Annotated in this window: 11 protein-coding genes and 1 riboswitch; all 11 genes read right to left on the bottom strand. The window is 36.8% G+C overall.

Annotation, left to right across the window (positions count from 1 at the left end; translation table 11 throughout):
• Positions 1-145: 145 nt before the first annotated feature.
• Entirely contained in the window at positions 146-1,318 is a 1,173-nt protein-coding gene (locus tag FN756_RS10315; protein ID WP_142603992.1) for a trans-sulfuration enzyme family protein, read from the bottom strand.
• Between the two features lie 162 nt (positions 1,319-1,480).
• A riboswitch (SAM riboswitch) is annotated at positions 1,481-1,584 on the bottom strand.
• Between the two features lie 90 nt (positions 1,585-1,674).
• Complete coding sequence (locus tag FN756_RS10310; protein WP_142603990.1) at positions 1,675-2,088, bottom strand: OsmC family protein; 414 nt, start codon at positions 2,086-2,088, stop codon at positions 1,675-1,677.
• 154 nt (positions 2,089-2,242) lie between these two features.
• On the bottom strand, positions 2,243-3,490 hold the full coding sequence (locus tag FN756_RS10305) for a sulfate adenylyltransferase subunit 1 (protein WP_142603988.1): 1,248 nt from the start codon (positions 3,488-3,490) through the stop codon (positions 2,243-2,245).
• Positions 3,491-3,609: 119 nt separating this feature from the next.
• Positions 3,610-4,512, bottom strand: a complete 903-nt coding sequence (cysD, locus tag FN756_RS10300; RefSeq protein WP_142603986.1) for a sulfate adenylyltransferase subunit CysD — start codon at positions 4,510-4,512, stop codon at positions 3,610-3,612.
• Between the two features lie 64 nt (positions 4,513-4,576).
• On the bottom strand, positions 4,577-5,293 hold the full coding sequence (locus FN756_RS10295) for a phosphoadenylyl-sulfate reductase (protein ID WP_142603985.1): 717 nt from the start codon (positions 5,291-5,293) through the stop codon (positions 4,577-4,579).
• Positions 5,294-5,488: 195 nt separating this feature from the next.
• A complete protein-coding gene (locus tag FN756_RS10290) occupies positions 5,489-5,821 on the bottom strand; it encodes an energy transducer TonB (RefSeq protein ID WP_142603983.1) in 333 nt (110 codons plus the stop codon).
• A gap of 8 nt (positions 5,822-5,829) precedes the next feature.
• Positions 5,830-6,294: a hypothetical protein gene (locus FN756_RS10285; RefSeq protein ID WP_142603981.1), complete on the bottom strand. Its 465-nt coding sequence runs from the start codon at positions 6,292-6,294 to the stop codon at positions 5,830-5,832.
• A 77-nt stretch (positions 6,295-6,371) separates the two neighbouring features.
• Positions 6,372-7,175: a 4-(cytidine 5'-diphospho)-2-C-methyl-D-erythritol kinase gene (ispE, locus tag FN756_RS10280; RefSeq protein ID WP_142603979.1), complete on the bottom strand. Its 804-nt coding sequence runs from the start codon at positions 7,173-7,175 to the stop codon at positions 6,372-6,374.
• A gap of 99 nt (positions 7,176-7,274) precedes the next feature.
• Entirely contained in the window at positions 7,275-9,296 is a 2,022-nt protein-coding gene (locus tag FN756_RS10275) for an OmpA family protein (protein WP_142603978.1), read from the bottom strand.
• 3 nt (positions 9,297-9,299) lie between these two features.
• A complete protein-coding gene (locus tag FN756_RS10270; protein ID WP_142603976.1) occupies positions 9,300-10,292 on the bottom strand; it encodes a PorP/SprF family type IX secretion system membrane protein in 993 nt (330 codons plus the stop codon).
• A gap of 4 nt (positions 10,293-10,296) precedes the next feature.
• The coding region (locus FN756_RS10265) for an Ig-like domain-containing protein (protein ID WP_185955247.1) at positions 10,297-13,285 on the bottom strand (2,989 nt) is incomplete at its 5' end.

Raw genomic sequence — 13,285 nt, 5'->3', positions numbered from 1 at the left:
ATGTTCTAATAAGATTGTGTTACAAATATAATACTTATTCCATAGAACTAGTAGATTATTCATGAGCTTAATTTAAAAAAATCATTAGCAGTATAAATAAAAAGTGGCTGTAAGCGTTACAACCACTTTAAACATTATAAATAGATTATTTAGAAGCAATTAAAGCTTGATTGATATCTTCAATAATATCATCTATATGCTCCAATCCGATAGAAACTCGTACGGATCCTTGCTGAATACCTACTTGTAAGCGCTCTTCTTCTGTAAGTTTTGAATGCGTACTCGAAGCCGGATGAGTGGCAATAGAACGGGTATCTCCTAAATTAGCTGAAATTGAAAACATCTTTAATGCATCCAAAAACTTCGCGGCTCTTTCTCCTCCTCCTTTAACTACAAAAGTAACGATTCCCCCACCTGCTTTCATTTGCTTTTTGGCAATACCATATTGAGGATGAGAAGAAAGAAACGGATATTTAACCAATTCAATTTCAGAATTAGCATCCAAAAACTGAGCAACTTTTAAAGCATTTTCACAATGACGATCCATACGAACAGCCAATGTTTCCAGACTTTTTGAAAGAATCCATGCATTAAAAGCAGACATTGACGGCCCTGAATGACGTGCAAAAGCTTCAATTTCTCCAATTAATTTCTTTGAGCCTAAAATTAAACCACCTAAAGTTCTACCCTGTCCGTCGATGTATTTGGTAGCGGAGTGAATGGAAAGATCAGCTCCATATTTAAGGGGCTGCTGCAAGTACGGAGTAGCAAAGCAGTTATCTACAACCAAAATTAATCCATGTTTCTTCGAAAAGTTACCCAACCATTCTAAATCGATAATGTCAATTCCAGGATTTGAAGGTGTTTCGACAAAGATCATTTTAGTGTTAGTCTGCACCAAGCTTTCCCATTCTTCAGTTTTATCCAAATCAGCGTATGTGCTTGTTACTCCCCATTTTGGAAAGATATTTACCAATAATTGATGCGTTGATCCAAATACTGAACGACTTGAAATAATATGATCACCACCGTTAAGCAAGGCCGCAAAAGTGGTAAAAATTGCTGCCATGCCCGTTGCTGTTGCCCAACCGGTTTCCGCTCCTTCTAAAACAGCTACTTTTTCAATTAATTCAGTAATATTTGGATTTGAATAACGACTGTAGATATTTCCTTCACGTTCATTAGCGAATAATGCTCGCATTTCTTCCGAATCATCGAATTTATAGCTTGATGTTAAATATAAGGGTACTGAATGTTCTTTCTGACTGGTTCGTTCTGTTTGTATACGTATGGCATTAGTTTCAAAATTTGTAGACATATATGAAGAAGTTTAAGATATAAGAAAAAGTTATTTGAATAATGTTAAGGTATTCGAAGCTGAATTATAGACGCAATATAACATGCACCATGTTAACAATATGCCCACAGCTACAAACAAAGAAGAAAAATTAAAAATGATGTTTAATTTCATGATCCTGTAATTTTATATACCTTCTGTATCGCAGAAGCAGGATTTGGCACCTTTCCTTTCGGGGGTTGCCAGAGGGTCCTTGAGCCTGGTCTCTCGCCTCTTCTTTATAAGAACTACGGATGCTTAGCAGAATGCCAAGGGAAGTAATTCAAAACACAAATTTAATATTTTCAAGTATTAAAGTTAATTTGTTTTACTTTTTCTTAGTTGAGCTTATATGAATATTCCAATTTAGCGGTTTTATTAAGAATTTGTGCTACTGAGCAATATTTATCATAGGTCAAAGCCAGAGCTCGTTCAATTTTCTCTTTATTTAGATTTCCGAAGAAATGATATTCAACATGAATAGTTTCAAATAATGATGGAATTGCACCTTCGATACGCTTTGCCGTAATCGTCATTTTAACGTCTTCTAGAGGCTCTTTCTGCTTTGTAAGAATAGAGACTACATCAATTCCACTACAGCCACCTAGTCCGGCTAAAAGCGTTTCCATAGGACGAAAACCTTTATTCTCACCTCCAATTGCTGGATTTGCATCAATATTTAGTGTATTTCCACCTTCATTTACAGCAGTGAAATGATAAGCTTTGTTTTTACGTTCTAATTGTATAATCATTTTTTTATTAGTTAATCCTTATTGGTGAAAAGTTAATAATTTAACAATGTTGTGCTTTTTCAGTTTACCATAAACCATAAAAAAAGCTGATTCAAGAAACTTGAACCAGCAAAGTAATAATTTCACCTGACAATGCCTTTATTCTGTGTATTATCTACAAGATTACACCTGCCGCCACAGTACTTTTAGTTCCCTCATCGATAATAATAAAAGAACCGTTTGCTTTATTTCTTTCGTATGAATCAAAAAACAAAGGTGAAGCGGTTTTGATTTGAACTTCAGCTATATCGTTTAATTTCAACCATTTGCGACCTGTATCTTTTTCAAGAGTAGAGGTATTAACGATATAATCTACATTTTTGATAATCGCTTTTACTCGATTATTACTATGCTGTATAATATACTTTCCTCCGCTAATTGAAGCGTTTGTGTCCATCCAGCAAATTTGAGCTGTAAATTCCTTTTCAGCAGAAGGCAAATTCTCGGATTTTGCTATTAAATTACCTCTAGTGACATCAATTTCATTTTCAAGCAATAAAGTAACCGAAGATGATGGCTCTGTTTGAAGAAACTCTCCATCAAAAGTTACAATTTGTTTGATTTTAGAGCTTAAACCCGAAGGGAGAACGGTTACTTCATCACCAACGGCAAAAGAACCACTTACAACCCTGCCTGCATAGCCACGATAATCATGATGCTCTTTTGAATGCGGCCGGACAACATATTGAACAGGGAAACGTGCATCAGACTTGTTAATATCCTGATTCACCTCAACAGTTTCCAGGTATTCAAGTAAAGTTGGACCTTCATACCATTTCATTGTTTCGGTACGATTTACAATGTTATCGCCTTTTAATGATGATGCAGCGATGAAGGTAATGCGTTGATGCAAACTGTCGAATCCCTTAATAAAATCAAGAAATTCCAACCGAATGTTGCTAAAGACATCTTCAGAATAATCGACTAAATCCATTTTATTGACACATACCACCACTTCAGGAATGCGAAGCAAATTGGCAATAAAGAAATGGCGATGGGTTTGTTCAATTACTCCTTTGCGAGCATCAATCAAAATAATTGATAACTGCGAATTGGATGAACCAGTAACCATATTACGGGTATATTCTACGTGACCGGGAGTATCAGCAATGATGAATTTCCGTTGGTTAGTCTGGAAATAGATATGTGCAACGTCAATTGTAATTCCTTGTTCACGTTCAGCACTCAATCCATCTGTAAGTAATGATAAATCAAGATAATCAAAGCCTTTGCGTTTACTAGCAGCTTCAACTGCCTGAATTTGATCAGTAGTTAATGAATTTGTGTCATATAACAAACGACCAATTAATGTGCTTTTGCCATCATCAACACTTCCTGCAGTCGAAAATTTTAGTAGTTCCATATTATCTATTTTGAACCTTAAAAAACTAAGGTTAATTCATTCTACATTAATTTATTTCATTTCTAATGCTACAAGCCCTCAGTATCAAGTCTTCAGTGTTCAAACTATCAACTCTCGACTTAGAAATATCCTGCCAGCTTACGTTTTTCCATTGCTGCTTCCGAACGTTTATCATCAAAACGTGCACCTCTTTCGGATATAGTGGAAGCCTTAATTTCACTGATTATATCATCCACATTATCTGCAGTTGAAAGAACCGCTGCCGTACAAGTCATATCGCCTACAGTACGAAAACGAACATCTTGAGTAAACACTTCTTCTCCATCCATTGTAATAAAATCAGAATGAGGGAATATAAGCCCATCACGTTCAAATACTTGACGTTTATGTGTAAAGTAGATGGTTGGCAAAGCGAGATTTTCGGTTTTTATATAGTTCCAAACATCAAGTTCGGTCCAGTTGCTTATCGGAAACACACGAACATTTTCTCCAAAATTAATCATACCATTAAGGTGATTCCATATTTCAGGGCGCTGACGTTTTGGATCCCATTGACCAAAATCATCACGAACAGAAAAAATACGTTCTTTTGCACGTGCTTTTTCCTCATCACGACGAGCTCCACCAATACATGCATCAAACTTAAATTCTTCGATTGCATCGAGCAGAGTTATTGTTTGCAACGAATTGCGGCTTGCATATTTTCCATTTTCTTCAACCACTTTCTTTTGGTTAATGCTGTCTTGCACATAACGAACAATTAACTGCGCACCAGTTTGTTCAACCAACCAATCACGGAAATCCAGGGTTTCCTGAAAGTTATGACCGGTATCAATATGAACCAAAGGAAAAGGAAATTTTGCTGGATAAAACGCTTTGCGCGCCAAATGCACAAGGGTAATGGAATCTTTACCTCCTGAGAAAAGTAATGCCGGTCGCTCAAACTGTGCCGCAACCTCGCGAAGAATATAGATAGATTCTTCTTCCAGGGCTTTTAGATGGTTAGATATAGTTATTGTCATAATATTGTTTTTAATCCGGAGAAGCAATCCGAGAAATGTTCACAAATCTTTTAATTTATCAGTTTCATTGGGAACTAGATACAGAAGAATGCAATCCACATTCTTTTTTTGAATCCTCCCACCACCAACGCCCTGCACGTTCATCTTCACCGGGTTCAATGGCTCTTGTACATGGTGCGCATCCTATACTTAAAAAACCTTTATCGTGAAGATAGTTGTAAGGCACCTTGTAATTATTAATGTACTCCCTAACTCGCATTGATTTCCAATGAAGCAGTGGATTAAATTTGATTATATTAAAATTCTCATCCCATTCAAACAAGTGAAAATTTTGCCGATTAGGTGATTGCTCGGCACGAATTCCGGTTACCCAAATTTGAGATCCGGAAAGTGCTCGTTTAAGTGGTTCAATCTTGCGAATTCTACAACATTCCTTTCTGTTTTCTACAGATTCATAGAAACTATTAATACCTTTTGTGCTTACAAACTGTTGAATTTCTTCAGCGTCAGGATAAAACGCTACAATCCGTTTTTTATATCGCGCCATTGTTTTACTAAACACTTCATACGTTTCATTAAATAGACGGCCTGTATCAAGCGTAAAGATCTCTATATCCACTTTTTCACGGGCTATAGCATCTGTTATTACCTGATCTTCCATTCCAAATGAAGTGGAAAAAACTACTTTTCCAGGGAACTCATTAGCCACACAAGTTAAGGATTGGGTTAAAGTTAAATCCTTAACCTTTTCTTCTAATCTTTTAATTCGATCTTTTAACATATACTCTATGGGATTAGTAGTTTATTGCAAATGTATTAATTTATAGATTTATTGCAAGAGAATTTTAAAAGTTTATGGTAAACATATAACATCGACAAGTTAATGTTGAATTGATTTTCCATCAATATATGTACCAACCTTTATAAGAAACGCCCCCGACCATTCGGAGGTGCTTCTTATTTACTAACCATATTACTAAGTATCAAATACTAATCTAATTTTAAATCGAATAGGTAAACTAAATTGCACTTTTACTGGAGTTCCATTCTGTTTACCCGGCTTAAATTTTAACAATTTCACAACCCTAATTGCCTCTTCGCCACAACCACCACCAATACCTCGTAATATATTAACCGTAGTTACTTGTCCTGATTGATCCACCACAAATTGTATAGAAACAGTACCTTGAATGCCATTTTCAACAGCCACTGAAGGATAACGAAGATGATTTCCGATAAATTTGAATAATTTATCATTCCCTTCAATAAATTCAGGCATTTCCGATGCTGTAATTAAAGTTCCCGACATAACAGTTCCTACATCACTTGATCCGTTTTTTTTTCTGGACTAACGGATGCAACATCAGAACCTGTAGGATTACTTTCAGTTTTAGCTCCCGACTCTTTCCCCTTTAACTCATCAACCGTTGCCATTTTTTGATCTTCTGGTTTTACATCCTCTATCACAATTTTTGGCTCTAAATTCTTAACAGTTTCTTTAGGGAGAATCTGCTCTACTTTTAGTTTTTCTGCAGCAAATGGTTCCGGTTCTATTCTATAAGTTTTATCGATCACAATTGGAGTACTTTTGAAGACTTCGGGCAAAGGAACAATTTCATGCTTTTGAAAAAGAAATAAGGCACTTAATAAACCAGCCGTTGTCACTGTAATTAAACTAGCATTAAACATAGCTTTTACGAAGCAGATAAGCGCCGTAGTCTTTATTACGGCCTTCGAACACGATGTCAGATAAATCGTAGTTAGATTGGAAGAGACTTTCATAGCTATTAGGTTTTAATTTGCCTAATGATGCAAGCCATTTAAGGTTTCCATAAAAGAATTTAAACTTTTTTTATTATTTAGACATTGTAAAATACCTGGTGATTAGCCTCAATTAAAGGCAAATTCACTTGATGAGAAAAAAAAGCGTAAACAGAGGATCCACTTCCACTCATAGAAACATATAATGCTCCTGATTCATACAATGACTCTTTCAAGATTTTTATTTCAGGATATTTTGTAAAAACTGAATCCTCAAAATCATTAACAATTAAATTTTTCCATTCAGAAACCGGATTACGAACCAGCATTTGCAATGAATACAAAGGCTTGTGAGGCTTACATCCGCCGTAAGCATCAGCGGTAGAGACATGAATTGATGGTTTTACCAATACCAAAAAGTATTTAGAAAGATCCAACTCCAGATCAATAAACTGATCACCTTTACCTACAGCAAAAACCGGATTATTTTCAATAAAAAATGCACAATCACTACCAAGTTTTCGCGCATAACTTTCCATTTTCTCTGAGCACAATTGCAAATTAAACTTACTGTTCAGTAATTTGATTAGATAAGCACCATCAGATGATCCCCCTCCTAACCCTGCTCCAATGGGAATATTTTTTAGAAGATGAATATGAACAGGCGGGAGTTTGAAATCGTGTTTAAGTAAATGATATGCTTTTAAACAAATATTATCTTCAACATTGCCGGGTATCTGTTTTCCTTCAGAAAAAAACTGAGTTTGTTCACTCTCAATTACTTCTAAAGCATCATTAATTTTTATAGGATAGAAGATTGTTTCAATGTTATGAAAACCATCTTCACGCTTTTCAACGATGTTCAGTCCGATGTTAATTTTGGCGTTGGGGAAAACTATCATTTAATAATCAAAAAACGAACCAAATATAGCTATCAATTATAAACGGCTGGATACTCCAGCCGTTTAATTTCAAAAATAATTAATAATAAGAGCTCTATTTCAGGGTATTTTGAAAGCGCTATCTTGTTCTATAATTCTCAACACTCTAAATTCAGTACGCCTATTCAATTGACGACCTTGGGGATTATCTTTTCCATTTATAGTGTTTTGGGCGATAGGACAAGATTTTCCATACCCTTTAGGTATAATTACTTGAGAACTTATTCCTTTACTGATCAAATAATTAACACAAGACTGAGCTCTTTTTTCTGAAAGCTTCTCATTGTATGAATCAGAACCCCTACTGTCTGTATGCGAGCTAAGCTCAACAACTAGATTCGGATTTGCCTGTAAAACACTTAGCAAGGAATCGAGAACAACCTTCGACTCTTGACGTAATGTGGCTTTATCATAATCGTAATAAATATTTGGAATTACAATTGGTTTACCTATCTCATACTTTTTCAAGCAAATTTCAGGGTTCAACATTGTATCCCTCCTGATTACCTTGTCCCATTTAAACTCATAATTCACAGAGAAATACTGGCCTTTACTAATCATAATCTTATAAGTGGGTTTATCCGAATATAAATCGAAAACGTAGCGTCCATCGGGACCTAATACAACTTCATTAAGTTTTACAGAAGTTGAATCAGTAAGAATGACTCTGGCTCCTGCTAGTGGCAGACGTGAATCACAATCAGCTACGGAGCCTTCCACTACAAAGTGAATATTATCTCGTTCGAAAGAAAATAATTCAAGACAGCAAACCGACTGTCGATCGCTACTTATAAAACCTTTTTTTAGATCAGCAGTTATAGGAGTAAAGTTTGTTTCGTCTTTACTCGAGTTCATAGGATAACCCAGATTCTCAGGCTCCGTCCACGAATCCAAGGCTCCCTTTGCTTCATACAAATCCAAGCCACCCAGACCAAATTTTCCATTTGAACTATAAATTAATTTTTGACTCCTCTCATCGTAAAAGGGCGCCTGTTCATTTTCTTTAGTATTTATTTTAGGCCCCAAATTAATTGGTTCAGAAAATAGTCCTGAAGCAGAAATCTCACTATACCAGATATCTGTTTTCCCATAACCACCTGGTCGATCGGATACAAAAAATAATCCTTTTCCTGAAGAAGTTATAAAAGGATACATATTCCTTGACCCTGGATAATTAATAGTATTTGGTAAAATAGTGGGATCTGACCATTTACCGTTTTCATAACTGCTAACATATATTGCAGCTTCAAATGATTGTGATTTATTTTGTTTCCATCGTGTTAAATACATTGTTTTCTTATTCGGAGAAAAAGCAATTACTCCTTGCTGCTTTCCTTCCGAAATTGGTATGTCAACCTTCGCAGGTGCTTCAATTTCCAGACCGTTTAATTTACCTTTATAAACAGTGTTATAATTAACAGGAACCCCTTTTTTATCCTTTATTAACAACCTTGATGAGGTGAAATAAACCTGATTAGAATCAGCTATAACAGTTGCCCAGTTTCCATCCCCTATATTAGCTTTGCTTTCAAGTTTTGTAACAATATCTTTATGAGGTTCTGACATTTCTTTAATCGCAAATTCACAACAGTATAAATCGAATTTTGCCAAGTCAGACATTGCATCCTGCTTGTTATATTCTTTTAAAAACTGTTTAAACTGCTTAAAGGCTTCCACGAACTTTTGATTAGCCCTCAGTGTCACTCCATACCATAATCGTGCATAAGGAAAATTCTTATCCATATTACTAGATACCACTACTTCATACCATTTTTCAGCATCCATATAATTATTATATAGGCGTAGTGATTCCGCTAGCTTATAAGTTAAAATAATTTGATTCTTGGCATTGTTTTTAGGCAAAGAACTCGTTTGAACCCGATAAGGGGTAATTCTTAGATTTTGTGTTTTATCCTGTTCGCTGGTATTTAAAAGTTTAGCATAAAGCTGAGATGCTGCGTAATAATTACCCTCCGCAAAAAACTTATCACCAAGTTTTTGATAATCATTAACATACTGGGCATTAGCAAATATTGGAAATAGTGCAAGACTAAAAAGGATTGAGTATAATGTTCGTTTCATAGGTTAGAGTCTAGGGCAGAAAAATTTTGGTTCTAATAATTGTCTGAGTTTGGTAAAAGATAATGTTATTTCCAATCCTCCTTTACCTTGACTTGCATTTTCCAATGATGAAGAATTGATATCATAGCTTACCCCCAGTAGAAAATCTTTAAACTGTAAACCGGTATAAGCGACAACGGCATCATTAACACGAAAAGTAGTTCCAAGAAGCAAACTTGCAGGGGTATTGATAAAGTGATATTCACCATATAAACCAAGAGCTGCTTCTTTTGCATTTTTTTGAAACATAAAAAGAGCATGAGGGATTAAATTGAAATTTTCGGACATTTTAATACGAGCTCCTCCATGAACAGTATGTCTGCGAGGTAAATAATAAGAAGTACCAAAAAAGCTTTCCTGGGGTTCAAGAATATGCGAAATTGAATATCCTGCGAATGTATTAATACTGGAAAGTGGATTTCCATCAAATATGAAAATACCAGAATTAACATCAGGATACATACTTGTGTTGTTTTCCATAATTTCTCCCGTTTGCTGTGCTCTATCCAAACCAAGTCCAGGAATGTACTGATCATCAAAATATAATTGATTAGAATCAAATCGCTTTTGGATTAAACCACCTTGCATTCCAAAATACAAATAGGTATTACTATTCGCGCCAAACCGTACATTATACGATATTGACCCGTATGTATTTAGATTACTATATCCACCGTCGCCTGCCTTTTGATTCATGATTAGTAAGCCAAAGCCGAATCTATTAACCGGAATATCGTACGATAATCCGAATGTGCGATATGGATTTGTTATTTGATTCCACTGAGTTTTATTATTACCTATTAACCTATATTCTCCATCTGTTAAACCTGTTAGAGCTGGGTTTAAAAATATTGGAGAAGCATAATATTGTGACAAATGAGGGTCTTGGGCATATAGGGAAGATATCAAACCAAGGCTTATACACAACGTGCATATTATCTTTTTTGCTGATTTCATATTTTTAACGAATTAAGTTGATGGAACCTTTTTTCATGACTTCTTTTCCATTTATAAGTGTTGCTTGAGCAACGTATACATATACACCGATAGGTTGTTCTTTACCAGAAAATGTTCCATCCCAACCCTTATTATGATCATTACTTTCAAAGAGTAATTGCCCCCATTGATTGTAAATCTTGAATTTTATTTTTGTGATTGTTCCCCTTGCAAATAGTACATCATTGTTACCATCATGATTGGGTGAAAACGCATTTGGAATAAAGAAATCAACATAATCATCTGCACTACAGCTTTGAACCACCGAAGCAATACTGTTAGAACAAGCCGGATTGGCTAAAGCAATTACACTAATTGTTCTTCCTTCTCCAGGCATTACTCCAGTAATCACATGTGTAGTTCCGGTTACGCCGCTAGTTGGTGCTGTATATATTCCATCATTCACGCTTACTTGATAACCTGTTGCTCCTGGTATTGGATCCCAACCGAAGGTTATGGTATTACTAGGACTATCAACACATCTAACGATTGGGCTAGGCAGTGGTTGTGCAACACTTAACTTAACTTCAGTTCGACACGAACAGGTACAACCACCACTTAATAAAGCTTCTACATAATAGCTTGTATTTGAAGTCACAGGAGGTGTTGTAAAATAATCGCCTGTAAACATACTAGTTCCACCAGCAGATGTACTGTACCATTTAAATATTACCCCGGAAAAAGGTGATGAAGCTTTAATTGTGAATGTTTCACCTTTACATACGGAAATATTATTAAAATCAACTGTTGGTGCAGGTGGATTAGTAAGAACCGAAACCATTGCAGGTACTCTTAATGAAGCAACGGAACAGTCAGGATCTTTTGTTTCAGCATAATAGGTAGCATTTGCAGATAAACCATTAACTGCGTACGTTTGTCCGACAGCGAGTAAATTACCCCCTGTTTGAGCATCATACCAATATATAGTATTGTTTGCTGATGCTGTTATTACAAAAGGCTGATTCTTACATACTGCTAAATTAGGAGTAGTAATGCTTGGAGGAGTGGGGTCACAAGGATTTGGACTATTGTAATCTACAATTACTTTAGTTTCTATACGCAACGAACTTACACACCCAGTTGATAAGTTTCGAGCTTCAACATAATATGAAGTTGATCCATTTAATGGTGGCGTTGTGTATGAGGTTCCAGTAGCAATTGCAGCACCTCCAACCGGTGATGTGTACCAATCAATTACAATACCTGCTTGAGATACTGAAGCCATTAACGTTGCTGTTGCACCACTGAGAATAGTAGTAGTGGAGGTTGTTACAATAGGAGCATTAGGCAGTGCGTTAACATTAATTACAATCTCTGATCTAGATGAAGACCCGCAACTTCCACTACCTAGTGAAGCTTCTACGTAATATTTTGTAGTTGAAGTTATAATTGGCGTTTCATACATCGAACCTACGTAAATTGGACTTCCTCCACTTTCTGAAGTATACCATTTGTATAATATACCTCCAGTAGGAGATTGCGCCTCAAGCATGGCCCGTTGTCCTGCACAAATGGTTAAAGGAGATACTACAATTGGGGTCGGTGGCTGATTAACAACCTGCACATTGGCCGCAACTCTTGCTGAAGCTCCATTACAACCAGAAGACGTGAATACACTTTCTACGTAATAAGTCTTATCTGTTGTTAGAACTGGTGTGCTATACGAAGCTCCTGTTGCCAATAGCGTTCCACCGCTTTGAACATCATACCAATTAAACGTAACGCCAGTAACGGTTGAGGTTGCGGTTAAGGTTGCGGTTGATCCAGAGCATATTGATACCGTACTGGCATTTACAATAGGAGTTGGAGGAACATTTTGTACATTCACCTTTACACTAACACGATTTAGACTTACACAATTTGTTGTTGTGTTTCTACCCTCAACGTAGTAGGTTGTGTTAGAAGTTAAAGATGGTGTAGTAAAAACATTGCCGGTAAATACTGTAGATCCTCCTGTTTGTGAAGTGTACCATCTAATCTCTACTCCAGAAGAAGCAGAAGCTTTTAGATCAACTGAAGATCCTGAGCATATAGTAACATTTGATGATTCTAAAGTGACGGCCGGATCTGGACTAATCAATAATGTAACTGCTGTACGAGTTGGACTAATACATGTTCCTTGCACAGCTTCAACATAAAAAGTTCTGCTTGCAGTAAGTGTATCTAATACTAAAGAAGTTCCGCTATAAAAAACAGCACCTCCACTAGCCTGTTTGTACCAATTATAACCTACCCCTATTTGAGGATTGGTGATTGTTGCTGTAACTGCTTGACCAGCACATACCGAAGCAGCCGAAGTTTGCACAGTTGGCGCTTGCGGATCATTCACAATTACGGTTACCTTCGTACGGGACGAACTATTGCAGCTACCTATTATCGTTTCTACATAGTAGCTTTGATTACTCGTTAAAACCGGCGTGGTGAAACTGTTGCCGGTACCCAGTAAACTCCCTGACACTGCTGCCGAGTACCAGTTATAGGTCTCGCCCGCTTGTGGACTGCTCACCGATAAGGTGGTAACCGATCCCGAACATATGGTCGTACCTGTGCTGCTTACGATTGGAGCTTGCGGGTTATTGATCATCACATCAACCTCCGTACGGCTTGGACTCAAACAACTACCTTGCGCCGTTTCTACATAATAGCTTTGATTGCTCGTTAATACCGGCGTGGTGAAACTGCTGCCGGTACCCAGTAAACTCCCTGCCACTGCTGCCGAGTACCAGTTATAAGTTTCGCCCGCTTGCGGACTGCTCACCGATAAGGTGGTAGCCGATCCCGAACAAACGTTTGTTCCTGTGCTGCCAACTACAGGGGCCTGCGGGTTACTGATTTTCACCTGGACCGCGGTACGTCCTGCATTCACGCAACTGCCTCTGCCTACTTCCAGGAAATAAGTCGTTGGCGAATTTAAGGCCGGAGTAGTATAACTGTTACCGATCGCCAGTAGGGTA

The organism is Solitalea koreensis (genome assembly GCF_900182575.1).
GTDB classification, from domain to species: domain Bacteria; phylum Bacteroidota; class Bacteroidia; order Sphingobacteriales; family Sphingobacteriaceae; genus Solitalea; species Solitalea koreensis.
The sequence above is the reverse complement of the archived record's forward strand: the minus strand, read 5'-3'. Positions and strand labels throughout refer to the sequence as shown.